Source organism: Arenimonas composti TR7-09 = DSM 18010, from assembly GCF_000426365.1.
In the GTDB taxonomy this organism is placed as follows: domain Bacteria; phylum Pseudomonadota; class Gammaproteobacteria; order Xanthomonadales; family Xanthomonadaceae; genus Arenimonas; species Arenimonas composti.
In genome coordinates this window covers 157,541-183,158 of sequence record NZ_AUFF01000006.1, presented here as the reverse complement: position 1 = coordinate 183,158, position 25,618 = coordinate 157,541, and the positions used below count along the sequence as shown (strand labels likewise).

Genomic DNA, 25,618 nt, shown 5'->3' with positions numbered 1-25,618 from the left:
TGTTCGACAGCGTGGGCTTCGCGCTCGAGGACTATTCCGCGCTGCGCCTGCTGCGCGACGTCGCCGCCGAGATGCGCCTGGGCCGCGAGGCCGGGCTGATCCCGGCGCTGCGCGATCCGAAGGACCTGTTCGGTGGGCTGGCGGTTCCGGCAGTTCGTCCTGTAGGAGCGGCTTCAGCCGCGATGCCCTCGCGTAGGAGCGGCTTCAGCCGCGATGCCCTGGTGTAGGAGCGGCTTCAGCCGCGATGCCCTGGTGTAGGAGCGGCTTCAGCCGCGATGCCCTGGTGTAGGAGCGGCTTCAGCCGCGATGTTTTTTTGAAGAGCATCGCGGCTGAAGCCGCTCCTACAGAGGGTGGGGGTCGGGCCTTCACCGGGCGGCGATGTTGGTGAACCGCGGCCCGCGCGCGCGCGCGGCCGCGACGGCGCGGACACATCGCAGCCGCGAGCATCCTGCAACTTCTGCTGGAGTTGCCGATGTCGTCGATGCCTGTCGCGGACCGCGTTCCGCATTCCCCTGCCCGCGGTGTCGAGGCGCAGCGCCTGCGCACTTTCATCGAGCGTGCGACCTTTCCCTGCGTCGCCGCGAAGGCGGTGCTGCGCCAGGGTGGCCTGCGCATGATCGAGCTCGGTCCGCTCGCCGATCCGCGCAATGCGACGCCGCTGCTCGATGCGCTGATGCGGCTGGCGCCGGTGCTCGACGAGGTCGCCGTCGGCGAGACCGCGCTGCATTCGTTGGCCGCGGTGTTCACGCCGGACGGCGCGATGGACGAGCACATGTTCGAGGCGCGCCTGTGGGAGCAGCTGCAGCAGCTGCACGATCTCGACGTCGCGCGCGGGCATGCCTGGGCCGAAGGCGTCGGCGCGGATCCGGACGCCGGCGACTTCTCCTTCAGCCTCGCCGAGCACCCGTTCTTCGTGATCGGACTGCATCCGGGCTCGTCACGCATGGCACGGCGGGCGCCGGTGCCGGTGCTGGTGTTCAATTCGCAGCGGCAGTTCGCGCGCCTGCGCGCCGACGGCCGTTACGCGAAGATGCAGGCAGCCACCCGCGCCCGCGATCTCGCGCTGCAGGGCTCGCTGAATCCCAATCTCGCCGACTGGGGCAGCGCCGCCGAAACCCGCCAGTACAGCGGCCGCGCGGTCGAGGCCGACTGGCGCTGTCCCTTCCGGAGGACCGGATCTTGAGCAACGCGGCGATCTCCTTCACCCGCATTCCGCCATGCTCGGCGCGCGCCGCCGAACTCGAGGCCGGCGACCTGCTCGAGATCGTCGACCCGGAAGGGGAACAGGTCTGCGACCTCGTCGCCTTCCGCCGCGACGACCTGCGCGAATACCTCTCGTCGGGCCGCTCGCTCGACTACGCGTCGAAGCTCTGGCTCGGCACCGGTGACCTGCTGTACTCCAACCGCAGCCGGCCGATGTTCGAGATCGTCGCCGACGACGTCGGCCGCCACGACTTCACGCTGACGCCCTGCTCGCGCGACACCTTCCGCATCCTCTACGGCCACACCGACCCGAAGCCGGGCTGCGAGGGCAACCTCGAGATGGCGCTCGCGCCCTGGGGCATCGACCGCGACCGCATCCCGATCGCCTTCAATGTGTTCATGCACGTCGCCTTCGACGGCGACGGCCGCATCTCGGTGCTGCCGCCGAAGAGCCGCGCCGGCGACCGCATCCTGCTGCGCGCGCTGATGCCGATGGTCGTCGCGATGACCGCCTGCAGCGCGCCGCAGTCGAACAACGGCCGCTTCAAGCCGATCGACTTCCGCGTGCTGCGCGGCGACGACGCCGCCCGCGTCGCCGCCGCGTCCGCCGCCGGCACCTGATGCCGACCTTGCGGCGAACGCCACGCGGCTCGCTGATCCTGCCGCTGCCCTTCGCGCTGTTCCCGTCGCTGCCGGAAACGCTTGCACTGCCCGAGGGCCGATTCAGCCGCAAGGACGAACTGCACCTCACGGTGCTGTCGCAACGCGAAGCCACCGCGGTGGCCGAAGCGCTGCCGGTGTCCGCCTGGCCCGCGCGCCTCGCCGCTCATGACTGGCGGGTGACGCCGACCGCGCGCCGCTTCCTGCTGCGCGACCAGGAGGACGGCCGCATCGTGCACACCGTGATCGCCGAAGTCGTCTGCGCGGCCTTGAACGCGTGCCGCCGCGATTTCGCCGAAGCCAGCGGCGCCGGGCTGCCGGACACGCTGCCGCACGTCACCCTGTTCGTCGACGGCACGGCGAAGGGCATCGGCCTGGTTTCGATCGGGGACTTCACCGCCAAATGCGTGCGGGTGGTCGATCCGGCCGGGACCCGGTCAATTTCGCGATGAAGGCATCCGCGGCGCCCGTCGTGGTCACGGCTCGCCGACTCCCGCGCCTTCGTCCGAATCTTCCAGCGCCCGCAGCACATCGAGGGCGAGATAGCGCCTTCCCCACGCCCGGTCGCTCGTCGGCACGGCGCACTGCACGGGATCGGGAAGCTCGCCGCGGACGTGCAGGAACTTCTCCCATTCACCGAGCGCCTCCGACATTTCGCGCGGCGGGGGCGGGACATAGGGCGCGTTGGCCGGTGTGCTGCCGTAGGGCCCGATCCAGTTCTGGCTACGACGGAACTCGCCGGGCGTCGCGTGATCCCCTCGCACGTCGCGCATCAAGCGCTCATGCAGCTCGCGCACCATCCACAACGAAAGCGGAAGCGAGCCCAGGCGCGCGATCCCGTACTCGTGGGCCGTCACGTAGTTCCGCACTTCACGGACATCGTGGACGGGCACGTCCGGCGCGTGGCCGGCCTCGTCCGCCAGCACGTCGAACAGGCTCGCCCGCGTTCCCTCGATGCGCGACGACGAGACGGCCTCGCGCCGCAGGTACGGACGCGATCAGAAGATGCGGATTGGGCAGCAGGGCCCCGAGGCCGGACAACTCGCCGAGCGCAGCGTCGGCGGCTGAAAGAAGCCGGACCAGCGCCGGACTGAACTCCAGCGCGGGCGGCAGCGGAGGAGGCACGAAGGCGACGGATCCTTCAGGCGTACGGACGGCGCTTCCTGCCTGTGGAGCGCGGTAGTCGTTGGCTTTCAGTGCCCGCCTCACTTTGAAACGCGGCGAGCGAAGTTTCGCCGACTTTGAAAGAAACTGCGCGAAGTCCTTCAAAGTCGTCGGGCGAAGGCAAGAAATTCTTCCTTCCGGACGCCGGAAAACAGGAAGGCCCGCCGAGGCGGGCCTTTCATGGTCGCGGCTGACGGCGCCCCTTGGGGGCGGCGCGAGGGCTACCAGACCACCTCGGCCATCGAGCAGTTCAGGCCCGAGCCGATGCCGAGCAGCGCGACGCGGCTGCCCTTCTTCAGGCGGCCCATCTCCTTGAGCTTGCTCAGCACGATCGGCACCGAGGCCGGGCCGATGTTGCCGTGCTCGTTGAAGATGGTCATGACCTTCTTCGGGTCGATGCCGAAGGCCTTGATGAAGGCCTGGGTGTGCACCTGGCTGACCTGGTGGATCACGAACTCGTCGAGCTCCTCGACCACCCAGCCCAGCGCCAGCTTGGCGGCCTGGAAGGTCTTCTCGGCGAGCTTCAGGCCCTCGATCAGCAGCATGCGGGTGTCGGTGACCATGCGGTCGAGGTTGCCGCGGCACAGGGTGTTCCACTGCGTCGCCGCCTTGGTCACGCCGCCCTTGTAGCGCGGCGCGTCCGGGGTCAGCTCCGAGCGCGACAGCACCATCGCAGCGGCGCCGCAGCCCAGGGTCAGGGTGGCCAGCTCGTTGCGGAACTGCTCCTCGGTGACGTCCGGGGCGCTCATGCGCTCCAGCGTCTTCTGGTAGGCGAGGTTGGCGGTCTCGCCGTCGACGACCAGCGCGTACTCGATCTCGCCGCGCTCGATCATGCGGCTGGCGATGTCCATGCCGTTGATGAAAGCCAGGCAGGCGTTGGCGACGTCGAAGTTCTGGCAGTTCTCGCCGAGGCCGAGGTTGCCGGAGACGATCGAGGCGGTCGACGGCTCGAGGAAGTCGCGGCTGACCGAGGTGTTCACCAGCAGGCCGATCTTCTCGCGGTCGACGCCGGCGTCGGCCAGCGCCTTCTCGGCGGCCAGGGTCGCGGCGTCGGAAGCCTGGACGTCGTCGTTCCACAGGCGGCGGGCGTAGATCCCGGCGATGTCCTGCAGCACGTCGGTCTTGATGCCCAGACGGTCCATCGTGGGCTTGAGGCGGGCATTGATGTCGGCCGAACTCAGGCGGTTCGGGGCATCGACATGGGCCAGGCCCGCGATGGAAACGTGCTGGAACAACATGGACGGGTGCCTTCTGGCGTCAGGAAAACCCGTCAAAGTTACAGTTTTCGGCCACCCCGCTCAACCAAACCCCCGGTTTCCGGTGGGTCCGGCTTCAGTCAGTCCTCGAGCGGAATGACCTCGGCGGCGCCGTCTTCACGCGGCCGGTCGCGGCCCGCGGCGGGGGCGCGGCCGACCACCCGGCCGCCGCAGCTGTAGGCGCCGAAGCGCTGTTCGCCGTCGTCCGGTTCACCGCGCGGCTGCACGGTGTCGGCGCCGAGGCCGGGCGCCTCGTTGCGCGCCAGCACCTCGAGCTCGTCGCGGACCTTGATCTCGTTGCGCCCCAGCGGGCCGAGGCGGTCCTTCACCGATACCGCGACCTCGCCACGGCGGGTGCAGGCCGACAGGTCCTCGGAGGCCCGCGCGACCCGCACCTGGTCGGCACCGGGCGCCATCTTCACCCACGTGCAGCCGGCGAGCGTGGCGAGGGCGAGGGCGACGGTGACGAGCAGGGTCGGGCGCATGGCGGTTCCTCGTGGCATCGATTCGCGATTGTGACTGTTTCGGGAGGTAGGAGGTAGGCGGTGGCGTGCGGTGAAGCCCCGTGCGCGTGGGCGGAAAAGGAACGGCCCGCCGGGGCGGGCCGTTCTTCGCCCCTGAGGGCACGTCATCGCGCCTGAAGGCTACTCATCGCGCCTGAAGCTACTCATCGCGCCTGAAGGCGCTCCTACAGGGGGGTGGGGGGGCGGGGTCAGCGGGCGACGGGCTTGCCGTCGGCGTCGATCACCTGCACCTCGCCGAGGTTCAGCGCGCGCACGCCGGCCTCGATCTTCGACAGGTCGCCGACGACGACCCAGGTCAGCGCCTTCGGGTCGATGGTCGCCGCCAACTGGTTGACGGTTTCCGGGGTCAGCGCCTCGATCCTGGCCTTGCGCTGCACCACGTAGTCGTCCGGGCGGTTGAAGCGGACGATGCCGCCGATCGCGCCCATCACCGCCCCGGCCGTCTCGTACGAGCCCGGCAGGCTGCGGATCTCCGAGGCCTGGATCTTCGCGACTTCCGCCGCGGTGGCCGGCTCGGCGCCGGTCGCGTAGGCGGTGATCTCGCGCTGGAGCTCGGCCAGCGACTCGGCGGTCTTGTCGATCTGCACTGCCGCGAACGCCATCCACGGCCGCTGGCCCTTGGCGCCCGAGACGAAGCTGTACGACCCGTAGGCCCAGTGCTTGTCCTCGCGCAGGTTCATGTTCAGGCGCGAGCTGAACTCGCCGCCGAGCACCGAATTGGCGATCTCGAACTCGGTGGCCTGCGGATCCATCGTCGACGGCACGATCTGGCCGACGTAGATGTTGGCCTGGATCGCGCCCGGCTGGTCGACCAGGAACACGCGCGGCCGCTCCGGGCGGGCGATGGTCGGGACCTCGGCCAGCGCCGGCGCCTCGCCTTCACCCTGCCAGTTGCCGAGGTGCTTCTCGAGCAGCGGCACGATCGCGTCGAGGGTGGTGTCGCCGACGACGATGACCGTGGCGCCCTGCGGACGCACGAAATCACGGTGCCAGGCGACCAGGTCGTCGCGGGTCAGCGCCGCGATCGAGGCCTCGTCGCCGCTGCCGCTGAACGGGATCGCGTACGGATGGCCCTGGCCGTAGAGCAGCGGCGGCAGCAGGCGCATCGCCGCCGAGTTCGGACGCGCCTTCTCCTGGCGGATGCCGGCGATCCAGCTCTGGCGCACGCGCTCGATCTCGGCCTCGTCGAAGCGCGGCTTGCGCAGCATCTCGGCGAACAGCGCCAGCGACGGGTCGAGGTTCTCGCGCAGCGACGACAGGAAGGCGCTGGCGCCGTCGAGCGAGGCACCGGCACCGAGCTGGGCACCCAGCGATTCGGCGCGGTCGGCGAACTGCAGCGCGCCGAGCTCGGCCGAGCCTTCGTCGAGCATGCCCATCGTGAAGCTGGCGGTGCCGAGCTTGCGGCCGACGTCGGACACGTAGCCCGACGGCAGCTCGACGCTGACCCGCACCACCGGCACGTCGTGGCGTTCGGCGAGGATCACGCGCATGCCGTTCGACAGCTCGGCGCGCTGCAGCGCCGGGAAGCTCAGGTCCGGGAACTGCTCGGTGACCGGCACGCCCTGGCTGCGGTCGACGTCGCTCTCGACGACGGTGTATTTCGGGTCGGCCGCCGGCACCGGGGCCATGTCCACCGGCGGCGTCGGCTCGGCTTCCGCCAGCGCGACGCGCTCGCCCGGATTGACGATCAGGGTGTGGTCGCCGCGCGACAGCCAAGTGCGCGCCGTCGCGGTGATGTCGGCCGCGGAAGCGCTGTCCCAGATCTGCAGGGTGTCGCGGAAGCAGGCCGGGTTGCCGGTGTACACCGCGCACTCGGCGAGGGCGTCGGCCTTGCCACCGAAGCCACCGATGCGCTCGATGCCGCGGATGAAGCCGGCGCGGAAGCTCATGCGCGCCTGCTGCAGCTCGGCCTCGGTCGGGCCTTCGGCGAGCAGGCGGGCCATCTCCTCCTCCAGCGCCTTCTCGACCGTGGCGACGTCCACGCCCTGCTTCACGTCGACCTGGACGAAGAACAGGCCGCCGAGCTCGTTGGCCCAGGCGCCGGTGCCGACGCCGTCGGCCAGCTTGTCCTGGTGCACCAGGCGGCGATCGAGACGCGACGAGCGCGAGCCGCCCAGCACCTGCGAGAACAGCTGCAGGCGGTCGGCGTCGGCGGTGCCGTACTGGGCGATGTTCCAGACCCGGTACAGGCGGGTCTGCGGCACGTTGTCGGTCATCTCCTCGCGGGTCGATTCGGTACGCGGCGCCGGATCGATGCGCGGCTGCGCCATCGTCGGGCCGGCCGGGATGTCGCCGAAGTATTTCGTCACCTTCTCGCGCGCGGTCTCGACGTCGATGTCGCCGGCGAGCACGAGCACCGCGTTGTTCGGGCCGTACCAGGTGCGGAACCAGCGCTGCACGTCCTCGAGCGAGGCCGCCTCCAGGTCGGCCATCGAGCCGATCACCGGCCACTGGTAGGGATGGCCGTCCGGATAGCTGGCGGCGAGCAGGCGCTGGAACACCTGGCCGTAGGGCTGGTTCTCACCCTGGCGCTTCTCGTTCTGGACGACGCCGCGCTGCTCGTCGAGGGCGGCCTGGGTCACCGCGCCGAGCAGGTGGCCCATGCGGTCCGATTCCATCCACAGCGCCATGTCGAGGGCGGTGGTCGGCACGTTCTGGAAGTAGTTCGTGCGGTCGGAGTTGGTGGTGCCGTTCTGGTCGGTGGCACCGACCAGCTCGAAGGGTTCGAAGAACTCGCCGTCGTGGTTCTCGCTGCCCTGGAACATCAGGTGCTCGAACAGGTGCGCGAAGCCGGTGCGGCCCGGCAGCTCGTTCTTGGAGCCGACGTGGTACCAGATGTTCACCGCGACCACCGGCGCCTTGCGATCGGTGTGCACGATCACGCGCAGGCCGTTCGGCAGGGTGAACTCCTCGTAGGCGATGTCCGCGGTTGCGGCGGGCTGTCCCGCGGCGGCGACACCGGGGTCGGCCTGCGTCGTGCAGCCGCCGGCGAAGAGGGCAGCGGACAGGGCAAGGGCGATCGCGCTGGCGCGCGGACGGAACGATTTCATCGGCAACGATCCTCTGGAATCTCCGGCGAACGCCGGGGGACCCGAATCCTAGCCTGCCCGGGCGGGCCGTACACTAGGCCGGGCGCCATGGCCAGGAGACCCGCGATGTCCGGACCCCCCTTCCCCAGGGCCGTCGTCACCGGCGCCAACCGCGGGCTCGGCCTCGAATTCGTCCGCCAGCTGCTCGCTGCCGGCACCCACGTCGTCGCCGGCTGCCGCCGGCCCGGCGAGGCCACCGCGCTGAACCGCCTCGCCGGCGACTTGCCCGGCCACCTGCACGTGCTGCCGCTCGACATCGCCGACGCGCGCAGCCGACAGGCCTTCGCGACCGAAGCCGCCGGCCTGCACGAGGGCCTGGAACTGCTGGTCAACAACGCCGGCGTGCTGCACTCGGGCGAGCGCTTCGGCGCCCTCGAGGAGAAGGTGCTGACGCACAGCCTGGCCACCAATGCCGTGGGGCCGTGGCTGCTGACCGAGGCGCTGGCGCCGCTGCTCGCCCGCGGCGGCTGGACGCCGGACGAGAAGGCCCGCGTGCTCAACATCAGCTCGGAGATGGGCGCGATGACCACGTTGGCGCGCGAGCTGCGCGCGCCGAGCTACCGCATCAGCAAGGCGGCGCTGAACATGGCCGGCGTGCTGATGGCGCGGGCGCTGAACCCGCAGGGCATCGGCGTGATCACCGTGCATCCGGGCTGGGTGCGCACGGACATGGGCGGCGACGGCGCCAGCGTCCCGCCCGACGCCGCGGTGCGCGACCTGCTCGCGGTAGCCACGGGCGGGCGGGCGCTGCCTGCCGGCGAATTCGTCGACGCCCAGGGCCACCCCCTCCCCTGGTGACCCCAAAACGGTGTCAAAACGGTGTCAGAGACAGTTTTCCGAAGAACTTTCTCTGACACCGTTAAGGGGGGGGGTGTCCGCGGGGCGGACGCCCGCGGACACTCGTCACGCGTCGCAAGTGGCTGATTCCAAAGGGCTGTCACATTGGCACGCTTCGTGCTGTCTATTCCGCAAGCACACGGGGAACCACCGCCATGACCGCCAACCTCCACACCCACCTGCATCGCAGCCTGTTCGCCCTGCCGCTGCTCGCGGTCGGCCTGCTGGCGACGCTGTCCACCGAAGCCGCGCCCGTTTCCGCCGCCGCGCTGGCCGCACCGCCGGCGATGGTGATCGTCGCCTCGGGGACCGGGACGGTCATCGCGCTCGCACAGCCCGAGGCCGGCGGCGGCGACAAGGCGGGCTTCACCGCGCCGGGCAACTGCGCCGCGGCCACCGCCCCGGTCGGCGCCGCGGCGCTCGCGCGGATCCCGGGCGACCTCGGCCCGATCGCGGTGCGCATCCGCTGCGCGTCGATGTGAGTACGCGTGTGCGAGCATGCGCCGCATGCTCGACGTCATCCTCTTCCAGCCCGAGATCCCGCCGAACACCGGCAACGTGATCCGGCTCTGCGCCAACACCGGCGCCCGCCTGCACCTGATCGAACCGCTCGGCTTCGCCCTCGACGACGCGCGCCTGCGCCGCGCCGGTCTCGACTATCACGAATACGCGAGCGTTCGCGTTCACCCTTCACTCGCCGCGTGTGTTTCCGCACTCGGTTCGCCACGCGTGTTCGCATTCAGCGCGCGTTCCAGCAAACGCTTCGACGACGTCGCGTTCCAACGCGGCGACGCCCTGTTGTTCGGCCCGGAAACGCGCGGCCTGGGGGCTGCGGAACTCGCGGGGATTCCCGCGGAAAACCAGCTCCGCCTGCCGATGCGCCCGGGCCAGCGCAGCCTGAACCTGTCGAATGCGGTCGCGGTCGTGGTGTTCGCGGCGTGGCGCGAGTTCGGCTACGACGGCGCCGTGTGAGCATGACTGACGACAGGGGTACGCAAGAAATTCAATCCCGTTAATCAGGCGTTATGTCTGCCTTCCCATACTCGGCGTGCGCTCCCCCACGGGCCGCATTCAACAAGCCGAAAAAGGAAGTCATATGAAGCGTTCCCTGATTGCCCTGGCCCTGCTCGCCGCGATCCCGTTCGCCGCGCAGGCCGACGACAAGCTGTCCTACACCTACCTCGAAGCCGACTACGTGAACATCGACAGCGACGCCGACGGTTACGGCGTGCGCGGCTCGTTCGAGTTCGGCGATTCCGGCTTCTACGGCCTCGGTGGCTACCGCACCGTCGAGCTCGACGGCACCAACATCGACGTCGACAACTGGGAGCTCGGCCTCGGCTACGCCCACGGTCTGTCGAGCAATGTCGACCTGATCGCCGAAGCCGCCTGGAACAACTACGAAGTCGGTTCGTTCGACGAAGACGGCTGGCGCGCCTCGGTCGGCGTGCGCGGCTCGTTCTCCGACAACTTCGAGGGCCTGCTGAAGGCGAACTACGTCGACGGCGACAACGCCGACGGCGACTTCACCGGCACGGTCGGCCTGCAGTACAAGTTCAACCCGACCTGGGGCATCGTCGGTGAAGCCGAGTTCGGCGACGGCGGCGAGATCTACACGGTCGGTCTGCGCGCCATCTTCTGATCCGCGGAAACTCTCCAGCGTCACCCGAAAGCCCGGCGGAAGCCGGGCTTTCTTCTTGAGTGGAGAGAAACGAGGAACGAGGAACGAGTGGAAGCGCGCGCGTTCGCGCGAGTGGGGTCGCGGCCGAAGCCGCTCCCACTCGTTACTCGTTACTCTCCACTCTTCACTCGTACTCCGGCTTCTGGTCGCGCGACAGCAGCAGCCGCAGTCCGGCCACCGGCGTGATCGTCTCGTGCAGCACGGCGTGCACGAGTTCGGTGATCGGCAGGTCGAGCTCGTGGCGGCGCGCGAGGCGCACCACTTCGTCGGCGGTCTGCACCGATTCGACGACCTGGCCGATCGCGGCGACCGCTTCGGCGATCGACTGGCCGCGGCCCAGCGCGAGGCCGAGGCGGCGGTTGCGCGACAGGTCACCGGTGCAGGTCAGCACCAGGTCGCCGAGACCGGCGAGGCCCATCACGGTTTCGGCGCGGCCACCGATCGCGGCATTGAGCCGCATGATCTCGTTGAGGCCACGGGTGATCAGGCCGGCGCGGGCATTGAGCCCGAGTTCCATGCCGTCGGCGACGCCGGTGGCGACCGCCAGCACGTTCTTCATCGCACCGCCGAGCTCGGCGCCGCGGATGTCGGTGCCGTGGTAGGCGCGGAAGGTCGAACCGTGCAGCAGGTCGGCGACGCGTTCGGCGAAGGCCTCGTCGTCGGAATGCACCGTGACCGCGGTCGGCAAGCCCTGCGCGACTTCCTTCGCGAACGAGGGCCCGGTGACCACCGCCAGCGGCACTTCGGGGCCCAGCACCTCGGTGGCCACTTCGTGCAGGAAGCGACCGGAGCCGGGTTCGAAGCCCTTCGTCGCCCACGCCACGCCGCAGTGCGGGCGCCGGTGCGGCGCCAGCGCGTGCAGCGTTCCGGGGAACGCGTGGCTGGGGGTGACCACCAGCAGCAGGTCGGCCGCGGCGACCGCGGCGGCGAGGTCGCCGGTCGCGGCCAGGGATTCCGGCAGCGGCACGCCCGGCAGGTAGCGCGGGTTCTCGTGCCGTTCGGAAATGGCCGCGACCTGGTCGGCGTCGCGGCCCCAGATCAGCGTGCGGTGGCCGTTGCGGGCCAGCAACGCCGCGAGAGCCGTGCCCCAGGACCCGGTCCCGAGCACGGTCACCTGCGGCGTGTGGTCGGCGGCGTTCATCGCCACGCCGCCGGGATCAGGCGTTGCCGCCCTCGACCGCCGGGCGGGCACCGCCCTGCTCGGCGCGACGGCGCAGGCCTTCGGCGTACAGCGCCTCGAAGTTTATCGGCTGCAGGTAGAACGGCGGGAAGCCGCCCTTGGCGACGAGGTCACCGATCGCCTCGCGGGCGTACGGGAACAGCACGTTCGGGCAATAGGTGCCGAGCATCATGTCGAGGGTGCGCTCGTCGAAGCCGCCGAGGCCGAACAGGCCGGCCTGCTCCACTTCCGCCAGATAGACGGTCTTGTCGGCCAGCTTGCAGGTCAGCGTGATGCCCAGCACGACCTCGAACACGTCTTCCGCCGCACGCGCCACCTTCTGGTTCAGCGCCAGCTCGAGCTGCGGCTGACCCTGCTCGTTGTAGACCGCCGGCGCGTTCGGCACTTCGAACGAGACGTCCTTGACGTAGATCTTCTGGATCGTGAACTGCGCCTGCGCTTCGGCGCCGGCGGCGCCATTGTTCTGCTCGGCCATTGCGGCTTGACTCCGGTGACTGCGTGGGAAAGGGCGCGATTATCGCACGCCCGGGGATTTCAGGCCTTGCCCTTGGCCAGCGGCAGGCTGGCGCCCTGCCAGGCGCCGATGCCGCCGTCGAGCACGGCGACGCGGGTGAAACCGGCCTTCGCCAGCTTCGTGGCGACGCCCGAACTGACCAGGCCGCCGGCGCAGACCAGCACGACCGGCTTGTCCTTGCCGAGCTTGGCCAGGACCCGGTGTTCCGGCGACAGCTCGCTCGGCAGCACGTGGCGCGCGCCGATGATGTGGCCGCGCTCGTATTCGGCATTGCCGCGCAGGTCGATCACCAGCGCGTCCTCGTCGTTGATCAGCCGGGTCAGCTGCGCCGGCGACACGGCCTTGAACGGGCGGAAGCGCAGGCGGATCTCGTTGACGACCAGGGCGACGGTCAGGCCGGCGAACACCAGCACGAGGAAGGTGTTGGCGGCGAAGAATTCCTGCAGGCGATCCATGGGTTTCGGCGCGGTTCCGGCAACGGGGCCGGCATTATGGGCGAAACCGTCAGTTGGCGGGGACCACCGGCAGTCCGCTCATCAGCCACCAGCGCTGGGCGATCTGGTCCCAGCGCCAGCGCTGGCGATCGGTGATCACGCGCTCGACCTGGGTGTGCCGGTTGACCAGGCTGATCTCGACGACCTGCTCATAGCTGCCGTCGGCCGGGTGGCTCGCCGAACGCACGGTGTAGCCGGCCACCTGGTACTGCTTCAGGCGCTCGAGCTCCAGCGGATCGACCGGATCGCTGGCCAGCTGCAGCGGGTCGAGATAAGTCATCGCGACGTCGTACTCGCTCCAGCGGATCGCGCTCTGGTACTCGTACAGGGCCTGCTCGCGCGGGCTGCGCTCGGCGCGCGAACCGCAGGCGGCGACCAGCAGGGCCAGGAACAGGGTGACGGCGAGGCGGAAGGTGGTGTTCATGGCCGCAGTACAGCGCCTCAGGACACCCGAATCAAGGCGAAGCGGCCTTCCAGCTCGGCGCAGGCGGTGCCGTCCCCGGCGGCGACCCGGGCGACCAGCTCGACCCGGGCACGGCCGCGGGCGGCGAACACCTCGATCGTCGTCGGCCAGTCGCTGCCAGGGGCCAGCCAGGCGCTGGCGAACAGGTCGGCCTTCAGCGGCTTCAGGTAGCGGATGCGGCTGTCGGCGACGTAGACCTCGGCGGCGAGCCCGGCCCCGGCCAGCTTCAGCGTCAGCAGGCCCCAGCCGGCGAGGGTCATCGCGCCCGCCAGGCTGCCGCCGAACGCGCTGCCCTTGTCGTTGACGTTGGCGGCCAGCGGCGCCCGCACTTCCAGCACGTCGCCGTTCCAGGCGACCGGCTCGAGCGCCATCGCGGCCACCGGCGGCATCGCCCGGAACTGGGCGGCGAGGGCTTCCAGCGGTGTCATCGGTGATACTCCGGCCATGGTCGGCACCGGTACGGCAGCGACGCTGGCGGGATGGTACGTGATCTCGCTGCGTCCCTCGGGCACGCACGCGCCCCTGCGCAGGGCCGCGGCGACGCGCGGTGCCCGGCTGTTGCCGCTGTCGACGCTGCGCCTGCGGCCGCTGCCGGCCGGGGTTGCGCTGGCCGCGGCGCTGGCCTGTCGGCAGGTGGTCTTCACCAGCCCGGCGGCGGTGCGCTTCGCGCGGTCGCTGCTGCCACTGCAGGTGCGGCCGGGGCAGCAGTGGTTCGCGGTCGGCGGCGGCACCGCGGCGGCGCTGCGCCGGGCCGGCATCGCCGAAGTGCGCATTCCCGACGACCGCGCCGATTCCGAGGGCCTGCTGGCGCTCCCGGAACTGGCGGCGCCGGCGGCGGTCGGGCTGGTGACCGCACCGGGCGGCCGTGGCCTGATCGGCGAAACCCTGGCCCGCCGCGGCGGTGAGATCCACCGCGCCGAGGTCTACCGGCGCGAAACCGTGCGGCCGCGCGCCGACCGGCTGGAGGCGCTGGCGACCCTGCCGGCGCACAGCGCCCTGCTGGTCAGCAGCGGCGAGGCCTTCGCGGCCCTGTGGGAGGCGCTGTCGACGGCCGGCCGGCACCTGCTCGCCGGGCGCCCGGCGATCGCCTCGAGCCCGCGCCTGGCGGCGATGCTGGCGGAGGCCGGCTTCACCGCGATCGTGCCGGCGCCGGGGCCGTCGCCGCGGCAGCTGCTCGGCGCCCTGGAAGACGCCGTCGCGGCCGGACGCTTCGCGATCCCGGTACGATGACGACCGTTTCCTGCGTTCCCTGATCGTCACCCTCATCGCCCCCCGACCGCCTTGGACACCGTGCCCGACGATTCGACCGATTCCCCGTCCCCGCGCCGCCGTGGCCGCGGTGGACGCCTGCTGCTGCTCGCCGTGGTGATCGCCGCCGCGGCCGCTGGCGCCTGGTGGTGGAAACAGCAGACCCCGGAACCGGTCGCCGACCCGGCGCTGAGCCCGGAAGCGCTCGACGCCCGCCTGATCGACGCCGAGCAGGCCGTCACCCGCCTGCGCAGCCGGCAGTCGGTGCTGGAACAGAAGATCGACGACACCGCCTCACGCACCACCCTGCTGCGCGACGAGATGCTCGGCCTCGGCCAGCGCGCGGCGATCCTCGAGGACAACCTGCGCGAACTCGCGGCGCAGTCGCGCGACGGCCGCGAGACCCTGCGCCTGGACGAAGTCGAACTGCTGCTCGGCCTGGCCCAGGCGCGGCTGCGCATCGCCGGCGACATCGAGGGCGCGATCCGCGCCACCGCGCTCGCCCGCGAGGCGATGACCTCGCTGACCGCACCGCGCTACATCAGCCTGCGCCAGACCATCGGCCAGGAGCTGGCGGCGCTGCAGGCCCTGCCGGCCGACCCGCGCCGCCAGGCCGCCGGCGTGCTCGACGCGCTGCAGGCGACCCTGCCGCAGCTCGTCAGCCGGGGCCCGGGCGAGGGCACGGTTTCGGACCCGGACGCCTCGGCCTGGCAGCGGCTGGTCGACGCCGTCGTGCAGGTGCGACCGAGCGGGCCGCAGGACCTCGTCGCTCCCGGCGACCGCGCCACCGGCGAGGCGACCCTCGCCCTGGAACTGGCGCTGGCCCGCACCGCGCTGGACCGCGGCGACGCCAGCACCTTCCGCGCCGGCCTCGCGCGGGTCGAGGACTGGCTGGTCCGCCTCTACGCCGACGAGCCGCGCCGACAGGCGCTGCAGAAGCAGCTGGCCGAACTGCGCGCCCTGTCGCTGCAGCCGGCGCTGCCGGGACTCGGCGCCGCGCTGGAGCAGGTGCGCGCGCTGCGCGGCACCAGCCCAGGCGTCGACCCGCTGCGCGCGGCCGCAGCCACCGCCGATGCCCCCACCGCGCCGGCGCCGGAAGCGCTGCCGCCACCCATCGCGCCGCCCGACACCGGAGCCGGCGCCGACGCGCCCACCGAACCGCAGGTCGAGCAGTGAGCGGCTACCGCACCCTCGTCCTCTGGCTGGCGCTGGCGGCACTCGGCGCCTTGGGCTGGAGCTGGTTCGCGCAGGACCTCGGCGACGTCGTCATCCGCTTCCGCGGCTGGACGGTGACGACGACGCTGTTCTACGCCCTCGTCGCCTGGCTGCTGCTGTGGTTCCTGGTCTGGGCGCTGGCCTGGGTGATCCGGCTGCCGCTGCGCGCCTGGCGCCGGCACGCGCGGCTGCAGGCCCGCAACCGCCTGGTCAGCGGCATGGAAGCGCTGCACGAAGGCCGCTGGACGCGCGCCGAGAGCCTGCTCGCGAAGGCCGCCGACGACGCCGAACTGCGCACGCCGGCCCTGCTCGGTGCCCGCCGCGCCGCCGAAGCGCGCGGCGACGTCGACGCCGTCGCCCGCCACCACGGCGCCCTGCTCGAACACGCGCCGGCCACCGCCGCGCTCGAACAGGCGATGCGCCTGGTCGACCAGGGCCGCCACGACGAGGCGCTGGCGACCCTCGCCACCCTGCCGGCGCCGCTGTCGCCGCGGGCGCTGTGGCTGCAGGCCCGCGCCCTCGCCGGCAACGCCCGCGCCGCCGAGGCGGTGGCGCTGCTGCCGGTGCTGCGCCGCGAGCAGGTGCTCGCCGGCGAGGCGATGACCGCCTTCGAACACGAACTGGCCGCCGCCGCGCTGGCCCAGGCCGTCACCGTCGACGAGCTGCTGCAGCGCTGGGACGCCCAGCCCGCGCGTATCCAGAACACCCCGGCCGTGGTCGCCGCCTACGCCCGCCGCGCCGCCGCGCTCGGCCTCGAGGACGAAGCCGCCGCCGCGGTCGCCGTCGCCCTCGACGCCGGCTGGGATTCCGGCCTCGCCCTGCTGTACGGGCGGCTGCCGCCCGGCCGCGGCGGTGCCGACCGCCTCGCCCGCGCCGAAGCCTGGCTGCCGGCGCATTCCACCGACCCGGCGCTGCTGGTCAGCGTCGCCCGTCTCGCCGCCCGCGCGCAGTCGTGGGCGCGCGCGGAGGACCTGCTGCACCGGGCGATCGCCCAGGGCGGTGGCGCCCAGGCCTGGGAAGACCTCGGTGACGTCCATGCCGCCCAGGGCGACCCGGCGAAGGCGCAGCAGGCCTACGCCAACGCGATGCGGCTGCCGCGCGGCGAAGCCGCCGTGCCCACCGGCGACCGCGACGTCCGTGCGCGCATCGCCGATCGCGCCGTCCCCGAACAACGCAACGCCCTCGGCCTGCCCGTGATCCCCCGCGCCGACGACTGAGCATTTCCCGGATCGGTTGCGGGTTCATTGCCCGGCCACCGCGAGAACCACGAGCTCGTTTCCTCCTCGCGGCTCGGAAAGCGACTCGTGGCCCTCGCGGCGGCCGGTGGAAGATCCAAGCCGATCCGGGAAGTGCCTCGCGGCAAGCGGGTGACCTCGCGAATGCGACCCCCGCACTCGAAGCCACGAGGCGCGGGTCGTGTCGGATCGCGACGAAAACTCCCAGACGTGGAAAACCCCGGGGTCGACGCCGAGCCGCCGGCTTCGACGTCGCCGCAGGCCGCGCGCCGATGAAGCGCGGGCCCGGCCTTCGTGAGGGCCACGAGTCGCTTTCCGAGCCGCGAGGAGGAAACGAGCTCGTGGTCCTCGCGAAGGCCGGGACGACGCAGCCGAACGCGCGGCCTGCGCCGACGCCGAAGGCGGCGGCTCAGCGCTCGACGATCGCAGCGACGCCCATACCACCGGCGGTGCAGATGGAGATGAGCGCGCGGCCGCCGCCCTTCTCGGCGAGCAGCTTGGCGGCGGTGGCGACGATGCGCGCACCGGTCGCCGCGAACGGATGGCCGACGGCCAGCGAGGAGCCGACGACGTTGAGCTTCGCGCGGTCGATCGAGCCCAACGGGGTGTCCAGGCCGAGCTTGTCGCGGCAGAACTCGGCGCTCTCCCAAGCCTTCAGCGTGCACAGCACCTGGGCGGCGAAGGCTTCGTGGATCTCGTAGAAGTCGAAGTCCTGCAGGCTCAGGCCGTTGCGCTCGAGCAGCTGCGCGACCGCCCAGGCCGGCGCCATCAGCAGGCCCTCGCCGTGCACGAAGTCGACCGCGGCGACCTGCGAATCGACGAGATACGCCTGCACCGGGATGCCGCGCGCGGCGGCCCACTCTTCCGAGGCCAGCAGCGCGGCGGAAGCGCCGTCGGTCAGCGGCGTCGAATTGCCGGCGGTCAGGGTGCCCTTGCCGGAGTGGCGGTCGAACGCGGGCTTGAGCGTCGCCAGCTTCTCGACCGAGGTGTCGGGGCGCAGGATGCCGTCGCGCTCGACGCCGCGGAACGGCACGACGAGGTCGCTGAAGAAGCCGCGCTCGTAGGCGGCGGCGGCGCGGTGGTGCGAGGTCGCGGCCAGTTCGTCCTGGGCCTCGCGGGTGATGCCCCACTCCTTCGCCATCATCTCGCAGTGCTCGCCCATCGACTTGCCGGTGCGCGGCTCGCCGACGCCGGGGAATTCCGGCTTGAACTCGGAGAACGAGAACCCCTTGAAGGCCTTCAGGCGGTCGGCGGTCGAACGCGCCATGTTGGCGTCGAGCAGGCGGCGGCGCAGGCGCTTGGAGACGTTGATCGGCACGTCGGAGGTGGTGTCGGAACCGCCGCCGATGCCGGCCTCGATCTGCCCGAGCGCGATCTTGTTGCCGATGGCGATGACGGTGTCGAGGCCGGTGCCGCAGGCGCGCTGCATCGTGATGCCGGGGGTCGCGGGGCTCAGGCCCGAGGACAGCGTGGCCTCGCGGCCGAGGTTCCAGTCGCTGCTGTGCTTGAGCACCGCGCCGAGCGCGACCTCGCCGAGCTGCACGCCGTGCAGGTCGAACTTCTCGACCAGGGCGCCGAGCGTCTTGATCGACATGCCGAGGTTGCCGACGTCGTGGTACGCGGTGTTGTTGCGCACGAAGGGAATGCGGGTGCCGCCGAGGATGGCGACGCGGCGGATGGACGGCATCGGGTTCACTCCTGCTTGGGTTCCTGAAGATCGGCGGGCAGCTCGCCCCAGCGCGCCGCGCGCAGCCGCCAGAGGCCGGCGATCCAGGCGCGGAACATCGCCGCGGTGGCGTCGCCGGCGGGCGCCGCCGCGAGCAGCTCGCGCAGGCGCTGCGGCGGCTGGCCGGCGGCTTCGGCATCGACGATCGCCTCGAAATAGGCGGTCCACTGCGGGCCGTAGTCGATGCGCGGGGCGGCGTCGCGCAGGCGCGCGGTCTCGCGCGCGGCGGCGGCGGCGTCGCCGTCCGGCTTGCGGCAGACCACCTGGGCGTTCGGGGTGTCGGCGATCACAAGCAGCGGCTCGAGGCCGGCGCCGCGCACATAGGCCTCGAGTTCCTGCGGCACGCAGAACTGGTTGCGGGCGACGTCCTTGCGGCGGCCCGGGCCGCGGCGGCCGATCTCGTCGACCTCGGCACTGAAACGCTTCCAGCCGACCGGATGCGCGAGGTTCCAGTGGTCGAAATAGAACAGGCCGCCGGGGCGCAGCACCCGCGCGACCTCGCGCAGGAACAGCACCATGTCCTCCTTGTCCATGTGGATGAACACGGCGACGCAGTAGCCCTTGTCGAACGAGGCATCGGCGAGCATCGGCAGGCGCGGGCCGTCGAGCACGTCGAAGCGGGCATTGCCGGCATCGGCCAGGCGCTCGCGGGCGACCGCCAGCATGTTTTCGCTGATGTCGACGCCGTGCCACAGCGCGACCTCGCCGACCAGCTCGCGGCCGATGCGGCCGACGCCGCAGCCGAGCTCGAAGATGCGGTCCCGCGGCTGCGGGTCGAGCGCGGCGCGCGCCTGCGCCGCCGAGAAGGCGCCGGTGAGCTGCAGGGTGCGCTCGTCGCCGCTGCCGTCGACGGCCAGCCGGGCGCCTTCGGGGGTTGCCGCCTGGTGGTTCCAGAACGCTTTGGGGTCGTCGAAATCCATGCTGTCGGCAGGCCTCGCGGCCGGCCGTCCGTGAACGGGCAGGTATGATGGCGATTGTAGACCGAACGCCACCGTATGCTCATGTCCACGCCCCCGCTCAGCTGCCTCGGCGCCGTCGCGATCGAACTCAAGCCGCAGTCCGTCGCCGCCGTCGACGCGCTTCCGGCCACCGCCGCCGGCGACCTCGCGGCGGCGCTGGCCGGCGATCTGGCGCGGGTCGCGCCGGTGGCCGAGGGCCTGGATTTCGCCCTCGCCGCGGCGCTGTTCGACCCGGTCGAGCTGCTGCGCCCGGGCTGGCCCCTGCATGCCGAACTCGAGCGCCTGGTCGCCCGCGCTCCGGGCGCCGCCGGCGGCCGGGTGATCGGCTTCGGTGCCGATGCCGACGGCATGCCGGCCAACCTGCGCCCCGACCCCGAACACCGTTTCGGCCCGCTGCGCGTGCTGCCCTGGCTGCTGCGCGGCGACGCCGACATCCTGGCCACGGCCGGCGCCGAGCTCGAGCAGCGCCTGCTCGACGAAGGCATGGCCGCCGCCGCCACCGCGCTGGCGGTGCAGGACGGTTTCGGCGCCGAAGTCGAGCACGTGCGCCTGCTGACCCTGCACGACCTCGCCGCGATGATGGCGATGCAGTACGAACACGCCGGCCTGGCGCCGCTGTGGCCGCTGCTGGAAGCCGCGCTGCTCGCGCCCGCCGACGAGGAATGGCTGGACGCGCCGCCCGAGCCGCTGCTGCGCTACGCCGGCGGCGCGGCCCGCATCGCGATGCTCGATGCCGAGGCCTGGTTCGCCGCCGGCTTCGCCCCGGCCGATGCCGAAGGCGATGCGGCGCGGCTCGAGCGCGCCTTCGAACGCTTCCAGATGCGCGAGCGGCAGTTCGCCGCGGTGCTCGCGGCGCATGGGGTGCTGGTCACGTTCGATCACTGCCCGGTCGGGAAGGATCCGCGGGAGATTCTGCGGGTCTGAGGCCAGGAGAGCGCCTACCGGTCGTTCTCCGGCATCGGTTCGATGCCGTCTTCGGCGATGACGTCGCAGCCCTTCAGTTCCGCCCAGAAGCCGACGTACTCGATATCGGCCGAGACCACGGCACCACCGTTCGGGAAATCACCGCTCAGACACTCTGGCGTATCGCCAGCGCATGACGCCGGGGAAACGCGGAAAACGCGCTGCCCGCTCGCACGGAACGCCCCATCGACCGCGACATGCCAGCGCACTCCCTCGGCGACCGGGTAGGAGAGCAGCCCCGCCGGCGTGGGCAGGCTGATCCACTCCTGTTCGGGTGCGATCGGTTCCAGGAAGAGCAGGTAGGTGCCGCTGACGCCGATCTTGGCGGACGAGGTGAACCGCAGGCTGGTCGACCCGGACGGCAAGCCCGCCTGTGCACCGCCGATCAGGATCGCTTTCGCCACGACGGCGGTGTAGTTCGCCGAGCCGCAGGCCTGGTCGCCGCAGGCATCCTCGGCCGCAGTGATCCGGGCCTCGACGAGAACGCCGGGCCGCTCGGCGAGCATGCACGCCTCCCGCCAGACCGGAGACGTGGCGAGCGCGGCTCCACCCTGAGCAAGCGCGAGAACACCAACCAGCAAGGATGTTCGTGCGTTCATCGACCACTCCCACCGCTCGACCTACAGGCGCGAGCGGTTCATACCGATACGTCGTCGCATCACATGCCGAAGACGAGAGCAGCCTGCCGTCGGGCCCTGCCCTTCATGAATTCGGTGTTCCGAACGGATTGTGCAGCGGCCCGATCCACACTGCGGAAGCCGGAGGATCGACTGACCTGGACATCGACAGCTCGTCCGTCCGCATCAATGGAGAAACCGATCCGGGCGCAGACTCCCGATGGACGTTCGCCTGACGGCCCTAATGGCACACGAAACGAGCCCGCATGCACAACCAGAAGCTCGGTTTCGGCGACAGTTGCTTCGTGCCTGGCGAGGCACTCGGACAGACCGCAGGCGATCACCATGGACACTGCGAATCCTGCACTGCCGACCATGGCATCACCTCATGGGACTGAATCGACCAGACTTTCGTAGACACCTCGTGGCCATAATTGCTGGCAAATGAGGAGGCGTCAATGAGCGGCAGGCGTTATACGGACGAGTACAAGGCTGAGGCGGTCAAGCAGGTCCTGGAAAAGGGTCACTCGGCGGCCGAGGTTGCAGCGAGGTTGGGGATCAACAAGCACAGCCTCTACGACTGGGTCCAGCGGGCAAGAAAGCAGAATCCCGCGACTGTCGTGTCCACGGTCACGCACGAGAGTTCCGACGCAAGGGAGATGCGGCGGCTTCGTGCCGAGCTCAAGCGGGTGACCGAGGAGCGAGACATCCCAAAAAAGGCCGCCGCGTACTTTGCCAAGGGGTGAAGGCGAAGTACGTGTTCATCAAGGATCACCTGCAGGAGTTCCGGCTTACCGCGATGTGCCGCGTGCTGGGCGTAAATCGCAGCGGGTTCTATGCTTGGCGGAAGGCACCCGGAAGCGATCGCGCCCGGGAAGACGACCGGATCACGGGCTTGATAAAGCAGTCCTGGCTGGAAAGTGGAACGGTTTATGGCTACCGCAAGGTGTGCGCCGATCTGCGGGACCTTGGCGAACGCTGCAGCCGACATCGCGTGGCTCGCCTGATGCGCCGCGAAGAGCTGCAAGCCCAGCGTGGGTATGGTCGCAAGCCCAACCCGCAGGGTGGTCGCCCGGCAACCGTGGCACCCAATCGCCTTCAGCAGCGGTTCGACGTCGACGCTCCGGATACCCACTGGGTCACCGACATCACCTACGTGCGGACTCACGAGGGTTGGCTTTATCTGGCCGTCGTGCTCGATCTGTTCTCGCTGCAGGTGGTCGGGTAGGCGATGCAGGCGCGCATGCCCACCGAATTGGCGCTGCAGGCACTGACGATGGCGGTGTGGCGTCGGCGCCCGAAGGCGGGCCTGATCCTGCACTCGGACCAGGGAACCCAGTTCACGAGCGGCGACTGGCAGGCATTCCTGTCGGAGCACGGGATCGTCTGCAGCATGAGCCGTCGCGGCAACTGCCACGACAACGCGGTGGCGGAGAGCTTCTTCCAGTTGCTGAAGCGAGAGCGGATCCGCCGCAAGATCTACCTTACGCGCGAGCTGGCCAGGTCCGATGTCTTCGACTACATCGAGATGTTCTACAACCAGAAGAGGCGGCACGGAGCGAGTGGCGGCATGGCTCCGGTAGAGTACGAGCGGCAGTTCAGAGTGTCTGGGGTCGAAGGTGTCTAGAAAACCCTGGTCGATTCAGTTTCACGCATTAAGGCGACACCCAGATTCACGCACCCCCGGGCCGGGATGAGGGTCAGTTCCTGTGGTGCCGAGCGTCGCTTCGAGGTCCCTGAGTCGGTAGCTCCTTCCCGGGTGTCGTTTGACAGCGCAATTATTCCAAGCGAATCAGACTGAGCAGGACGTTTCCGAGTGCTTCCTCCGGGTGCTGCCGCTCAATGTCACCTGTCAGCAAAGTGTCGGCATCGGACCTCTTGCTGGCAACAAATGCGTAGATCGCATTCGCAAGGGCATACATCTGCAGCTGACTGGCCCCCTTGTCGCAAACAGCGATTTCCCGGAATCCAGTGGACAGTGCGCGGAACGCCTGCACTTCCAAGGGAGCGATCTGGCCAACTTCAACGCTGTTCCTGCGTGCGACGCTCACTGCGTCACGCACTCCCGCAATGACACGCGCCTCCTCCAGAGGAAGAGCTGCAACGATCCGTCTTCTGACGGACGCGGCGTCGCCGGACAAGTCGAGGTGGGAAAACGCAGCACTGATCCGGTCGTGGTAAATGTCGTCGCAGCCTCGCGGGGACACCACCGTGCCGATCGGATCCGGGGGCATCTTCGCGACATGGCCACAAGCGGGCGCGAACAAGAAAACAAGGAGACCTAGCGTTCGATACACGAATCGATACATATGCCATCCATCCCTGCATTACGGATCCTGTAATCGTCAATGTTGCGGAAGCCCGCTCTTCGAAGCTCTCGGCGTTGCACCTCGTCGTCAAGGTGTCTCGTCTCACCACCCATGTTTCGCAAATAATATCTCCAGTGTCCTCTGTTCATTATGTCCGGCGGCGAGAATCTCCAGTTGTTATCCCAATGCGCGTGCCAAAGCCCATGAACTCGGGAGCCGTACACCGCAATCAATGCATTCGAGTAGGCCCGCATGTCGAGTGATCGCGCATTCTTCTCAGTCCAAATTGGTCTGGTGTACCCATACGTTTCAGGTGTTCCACGAGCGTTGGTTCGAATGATGCCGACGTTTGGCTCCCTGCTCTCGATTTCCTTTGTAGCTTTGGTGTCAGCTGCTGCCTGGAGCGTTGCGGCCAATGGTGTTGAATGTCCATCTGAAACAATTGGAACCATGTCCCGCTGGGCTTGAGTTGATCCTGGCTTCGCCAGTCTGGCGGTCGTGGCCATATGGACGACAACCATTGAGGCACATAGGACTCTCGCCATGCATGCATGGCGCCCGTCGCGATCGATATTTTTCATCGGATCATTGTCGGCGTACCAGTACCGATTGAAGTTTGCACCTTCGCTGCTACTAGAGACAGGATCGTTCGACAGGAATCTGCCAGTTAACGGGTCGTAATAGCGCTGCTGCATGTAACTCAGCCGCGTCACCGAATCGTTCTGGTGTCCGGTGAACCCCGGCCCGTTCTGGTACGACCCATCCACCGGCTCTCCCCACACCGTCAGCCACTCGCGCGGCGTCGCCACGCCGCTGATGTCGGACTCCCTCACCGGCGTGCCCAGCGCGTCGGTGTGCAGATAGGTCACCGTCACCGCGCCGCCGCTGTTGGCCTGAGTGCGACGGGCGACCAGGCTTCCGGCGAAGTAGATGTAGCTGCGCTGGCTGCCACCCGCCGCCACGTCCCTCGAGTACAGCTGCTGGCCGGCGAGGCTGTAGTAGAACCACTGCGCCGCGCCGCTGCCACCGCCTTTCACGCGGCGGCCGAGTCCGTCATAGAAGTAGCTCGCGGCGCCGCCGCTGGTCGCGGTCAGGCGGTTGGCGCGATCGAAGGTGAACGTCTCCGCCGGCTGGCCGGCGGGCGTCTTCGTGGTCTGGTTGCCGCGCGCATCGAATCCGAACGTGTAGAGGGTGGCGCCACCGGGCGTCTTCAGCGCCGCGAGACGGTTGGTCGCGGGGTCGTAGTGGTAGCGGAACTGGCGGCCGCCCTGGTCAGCGACGCGGAGATTGTCGAGCGGATCGAATGCGAACGTCGCGTTGCCGCCCGGTGCCGGTCCGGCGGTGACGCCGATGAGGCGGTCGAGCGCGTCATACGCGAACACGCGGTCGCCAGGTGCACCGGGCAGTCCATCACTGATCGCGACGACGTTGCCGTTGAAGTCGTAATCGTAGCTTTCGTCGAGGATCGCGGTGCCGCCGAGCGCGTCGCGGCTCCTTTCCGGCAGTTGCCGCGCGTTCTGGATCATCGAATGGACGATGCCGTTGCCGTAGGTGAACTGCTGCACGGCCCCGTTCGGGTAGTAGCTCACGCCACCGACATAGGCACCGGCTTGCGTCGGTTGTCCCAGGGCATTCGGGGCATAGGTGATCAGGTGCCCATCGCGGTACAGGATGCTGTCGAGGTCGCCGCCGGGTGTGTATGCGTAGTGGGTCGCCCAGTCGAGTCCGTCATACTGCAGGCGTTCGGACACGAGTAGGCCGCGCCGGTTGTACGCGTAGCTCGTCACGGCGTATCCGGCGGTGATCGTCGCGACCTTCCCGTCGTCGTGATACGTCGTCTCTGCCATGGCCTCAGCTCATGAAATCGTCGAAGTAATGCCGGCTACTGACAACCCGGACCGGATGATGAATTGGGCCGCAGTTCGACGAGAAGGCTGGGACGCTCGGCGATTTCAGCGGCAGTGAACTCCTTGTGGGCCACGGTCCAGCGACAAGGCATCGCCTCGAGACTGACGTCGATCACCCCTCCTTCGCGATGGACTTCAGGATCGAGTCTTCGCCGGCCATCAACGTTTCTACCGTCGCGGCGGGGGAAGCCTTCGGTCCGCTCGCGGTTTCTATCCATTCTGGAACCACTCGTCTCCAGCTGCACATGCAGTGATTCACGGTCGCGAAGTCCGCTTCGCTCAGATCGGGGCCCCTGAGCGCTTCCTTTGAACCTGCACAACCGATGACGAGAAGTGCTGACAGCGCGAGACTTTTCATCTGATCTCCTGCCCC

Annotated in this window: 27 protein-coding genes and 2 pseudogenes; 13 read left to right on the top strand and 16 right to left on the bottom strand. The window is 69.7% G+C overall.

Going from position 1 to position 25,618, the window contains the following annotated elements; genetic code table 11:
* The 4 genes and pseudogenes from K311_RS18785 to K311_RS0110035 all read left to right on the top strand — a co-directional run.
* Nucleotides 1–227: pseudogene (locus K311_RS18785) on the top strand (hypothetical protein); the annotation flags it as partial.
* Between the two features lie 246 nt (nucleotides 228–473).
* On the top strand, nucleotides 474–1,184 hold the full coding sequence (gene gntA / locus K311_RS18440) for a guanitoxin biosynthesis heme-dependent pre-guanitoxin N-hydroxylase GntA (protein ID WP_245570649.1): 711 nt from the start codon (nucleotides 474–476) through the stop codon (nucleotides 1,182–1,184).
* The gene (locus K311_RS18435; protein ID WP_026817200.1) at nucleotides 1,181–1,825 is read left to right on the top strand and encodes a DUF1989 domain-containing protein; all 645 of its coding nucleotides are present in this window, start codon (nucleotides 1,181–1,183) and stop codon (nucleotides 1,823–1,825) included. The genes gntA and K311_RS18435 overlap by 4 nt, the downstream gene beginning before the upstream one ends.
* 8 nt (nucleotides 1,826–1,833) lie before the next feature.
* A complete protein-coding gene (locus K311_RS0110035) occupies nucleotides 1,834–2,316 on the top strand; it encodes a hypothetical protein (protein WP_026817199.1) in 483 nt (160 codons plus the stop codon).
* 24 nt (nucleotides 2,317–2,340) lie between these two features.
* Here the strand turns inward: K311_RS0110035 and K311_RS18155 are convergent, their stop codons facing one another.
* From K311_RS18155 to K311_RS0110010, 4 genes are all read right to left on the bottom strand, one after another.
* Nucleotides 2,341–2,799: a Fic family protein gene (locus tag K311_RS18155; protein ID WP_245570655.1), complete on the bottom strand. Its 459-nt coding sequence runs from the start codon at nucleotides 2,797–2,799 to the stop codon at nucleotides 2,341–2,343.
* Nucleotides 2,800–3,249: 450 nt separating this feature from the next.
* Nucleotides 3,250–4,266, bottom strand: a complete 1,017-nt coding sequence (locus tag K311_RS0110020) for a 3-oxoacyl-ACP synthase III (protein ID WP_026817197.1) — start codon at nucleotides 4,264–4,266, stop codon at nucleotides 3,250–3,252.
* A gap of 98 nt (nucleotides 4,267–4,364) precedes the next feature.
* Entirely contained in the window at nucleotides 4,365–4,769 is a 405-nt protein-coding gene (locus K311_RS0110015) for a DUF4156 domain-containing protein (RefSeq protein WP_026817196.1), read from the bottom strand.
* Nucleotides 4,770–4,996: 227 nt separating this feature from the next.
* Nucleotides 4,997–7,858 (bottom strand): M16 family metallopeptidase, encoded by a 2,862-nt coding sequence (locus tag K311_RS0110010; RefSeq protein ID WP_026817195.1) that lies wholly within the window; start codon nucleotides 7,856–7,858, stop codon nucleotides 4,997–4,999.
* Between the two features lie 105 nt (nucleotides 7,859–7,963).
* On the opposite strand from K311_RS0110010, the gene K311_RS16410 reads away from it, so the two are divergent.
* The 4 genes from K311_RS16410 to K311_RS0109990 all read left to right on the top strand — a co-directional run bounded on the left by K311_RS16410 (nucleotide 7,964) and on the right by K311_RS0109990 (nucleotide 10,376).
* Entirely contained in the window at nucleotides 7,964–8,695 is a 732-nt protein-coding gene (locus K311_RS16410) for an SDR family oxidoreductase (RefSeq protein WP_051239916.1), read from the top strand.
* Between the two features lie 194 nt (nucleotides 8,696–8,889).
* Complete coding sequence (locus K311_RS0110000; RefSeq protein ID WP_026817194.1) at nucleotides 8,890–9,216, top strand: hypothetical protein; 327 nt, start codon at nucleotides 8,890–8,892, stop codon at nucleotides 9,214–9,216.
* Nucleotides 9,217–9,241: 25 nt separating this feature from the next.
* Nucleotides 9,242–9,706: a tRNA (cytidine(34)-2'-O)-methyltransferase gene (locus K311_RS0109995; protein WP_026817193.1), complete on the top strand. Its 465-nt coding sequence runs from the start codon at nucleotides 9,242–9,244 to the stop codon at nucleotides 9,704–9,706.
* Nucleotides 9,707–9,830: 124 nt separating this feature from the next.
* On the top strand, nucleotides 9,831–10,376 hold the full coding sequence (locus tag K311_RS0109990; RefSeq protein WP_026817192.1) for an autotransporter outer membrane beta-barrel domain-containing protein: 546 nt from the start codon (nucleotides 9,831–9,833) through the stop codon (nucleotides 10,374–10,376).
* Nucleotides 10,377–10,539: 163 nt separating this feature from the next.
* On the opposite strand, the gene K311_RS0109985 is transcribed toward K311_RS0109990, so the two are convergent.
* From K311_RS0109985 to K311_RS0109965, 5 genes are read right to left on the bottom strand one after another with little or no spacing between them, the layout of a single operon-like run.
* Entirely contained in the window at nucleotides 10,540–11,556 is a 1,017-nt protein-coding gene (locus tag K311_RS0109985; protein ID WP_026817191.1) for an NAD(P)H-dependent glycerol-3-phosphate dehydrogenase, read from the bottom strand.
* Between the two features lie 16 nt (nucleotides 11,557–11,572).
* On the bottom strand, nucleotides 11,573–12,070 hold the full coding sequence (gene secB / locus K311_RS0109980) for a protein-export chaperone SecB (RefSeq protein ID WP_026817190.1): 498 nt from the start codon (nucleotides 12,068–12,070) through the stop codon (nucleotides 11,573–11,575).
* Between the two features lie 59 nt (nucleotides 12,071–12,129).
* Nucleotides 12,130–12,564, bottom strand: a complete 435-nt coding sequence (locus K311_RS0109975; protein WP_026817189.1) for a rhodanese-like domain-containing protein — start codon at nucleotides 12,562–12,564, stop codon at nucleotides 12,130–12,132.
* 49 nt (nucleotides 12,565–12,613) lie between these two features.
* Nucleotides 12,614–13,027, bottom strand: coding sequence for a hypothetical protein (locus K311_RS0109970; RefSeq protein WP_026817188.1), 414 nt, complete (start codon nucleotides 13,025–13,027; stop codon nucleotides 12,614–12,616).
* Nucleotides 13,028–13,044: 17 nt separating this feature from the next.
* Entirely contained in the window at nucleotides 13,045–13,494 is a 450-nt protein-coding gene (locus K311_RS0109965) for a YiiD C-terminal domain-containing protein (RefSeq protein WP_043797228.1), read from the bottom strand.
* Nucleotides 13,495–13,510: 16 nt separating this feature from the next.
* On the opposite strand from K311_RS0109965, the gene K311_RS0109960 reads away from it, so the two are divergent.
* Genes K311_RS0109960 through K311_RS0109950 form a run of 3 tightly spaced genes read left to right on the top strand, consistent with a single transcriptional unit; the run spans nucleotide 13,511 to nucleotide 16,746 of the window.
* On the top strand, nucleotides 13,511–14,296 hold the full coding sequence (locus K311_RS0109960; RefSeq protein ID WP_026817186.1) for a uroporphyrinogen-III synthase: 786 nt from the start codon (nucleotides 13,511–13,513) through the stop codon (nucleotides 14,294–14,296).
* 60 nt (nucleotides 14,297–14,356) lie between these two features.
* Nucleotides 14,357–15,490, top strand: a complete 1,134-nt coding sequence (locus K311_RS16405) for a uroporphyrinogen-III C-methyltransferase (protein WP_245570654.1) — start codon at nucleotides 14,357–14,359, stop codon at nucleotides 15,488–15,490.
* The gene (locus tag K311_RS0109950; RefSeq protein WP_026817185.1) at nucleotides 15,487–16,746 is read left to right on the top strand and encodes a heme biosynthesis HemY N-terminal domain-containing protein; all 1,260 of its coding nucleotides are present in this window, start codon (nucleotides 15,487–15,489) and stop codon (nucleotides 16,744–16,746) included. Before K311_RS16405 ends, K311_RS0109950 begins: the two co-directional genes overlap by 4 nt.
* Nucleotides 16,747–17,173: 427 nt before the next feature.
* Here the strand turns inward: K311_RS0109950 and K311_RS0109945 are convergent, their stop codons facing one another.
* Nucleotides 17,174–18,451: an acetyl-CoA C-acetyltransferase gene (locus K311_RS0109945; RefSeq protein ID WP_026817184.1), complete on the bottom strand. Its 1,278-nt coding sequence runs from the start codon at nucleotides 18,449–18,451 to the stop codon at nucleotides 17,174–17,176.
* 5 nt (nucleotides 18,452–18,456) lie between these two features.
* Nucleotides 18,457–19,410: a class I SAM-dependent methyltransferase gene (locus K311_RS17765; protein ID WP_051239912.1), complete on the bottom strand. Its 954-nt coding sequence runs from the start codon at nucleotides 19,408–19,410 to the stop codon at nucleotides 18,457–18,459.
* 81 nt (nucleotides 19,411–19,491) lie between these two features.
* Between K311_RS17765 and K311_RS0109935 the strand changes: the two genes are divergently transcribed.
* Complete coding sequence (locus tag K311_RS0109935) at nucleotides 19,492–20,373, top strand: hypothetical protein (protein ID WP_051239928.1); 882 nt, start codon at nucleotides 19,492–19,494, stop codon at nucleotides 20,371–20,373.
* A 14-nt stretch (nucleotides 20,374–20,387) separates the two neighbouring features.
* Here K311_RS0109935 and K311_RS0109930 read toward each other — a convergent pair whose 3' ends face one another.
* Nucleotides 20,388–21,011 carry a hypothetical protein gene (locus K311_RS0109930; protein WP_154659525.1) on the bottom strand — a complete coding sequence of 208 codons (624 nt, stop codon included), beginning with the start codon at nucleotides 21,009–21,011 and terminating at the stop codon, nucleotides 20,388–20,390.
* 59 nt (nucleotides 21,012–21,070) lie between these two features.
* Nucleotides 21,071–21,376, bottom strand: a complete 306-nt coding sequence (locus K311_RS18150; protein WP_245570653.1) for a TonB family protein — start codon at nucleotides 21,374–21,376, stop codon at nucleotides 21,071–21,073.
* Nucleotides 21,377–21,487: 111 nt separating this feature from the next.
* Between K311_RS18150 and K311_RS16395 the strand changes: the two are divergent.
* A pseudogene (locus K311_RS16395) lies at nucleotides 21,488–22,656 on the top strand (IS3 family transposase).
* Between the two features lie 151 nt (nucleotides 22,657–22,807).
* Here the strand turns inward: K311_RS16395 and K311_RS0109915 are convergent.
* The 3 genes from K311_RS0109915 to K311_RS18430 all read right to left on the bottom strand — a co-directional run bounded on the left by K311_RS0109915 (nucleotide 22,808) and on the right by K311_RS18430 (nucleotide 25,603).
* The gene (locus K311_RS0109915; protein ID WP_043797230.1) at nucleotides 22,808–23,263 is read right to left on the bottom strand and encodes a hypothetical protein; all 456 of its coding nucleotides are present in this window, start codon (nucleotides 23,261–23,263) and stop codon (nucleotides 22,808–22,810) included.
* A 47-nt stretch (nucleotides 23,264–23,310) separates the two neighbouring features.
* Nucleotides 23,311–25,185, bottom strand: a complete 1,875-nt coding sequence (locus K311_RS17760; RefSeq protein WP_026817179.1) for an RHS repeat domain-containing protein — start codon at nucleotides 25,183–25,185, stop codon at nucleotides 23,311–23,313.
* Between the two features lie 172 nt (nucleotides 25,186–25,357).
* Complete coding sequence (locus K311_RS18430) at nucleotides 25,358–25,603, bottom strand: hypothetical protein (protein ID WP_154659523.1); 246 nt, start codon at nucleotides 25,601–25,603, stop codon at nucleotides 25,358–25,360.
* Nucleotides 25,604–25,618 lie beyond the last annotated feature (15 nt).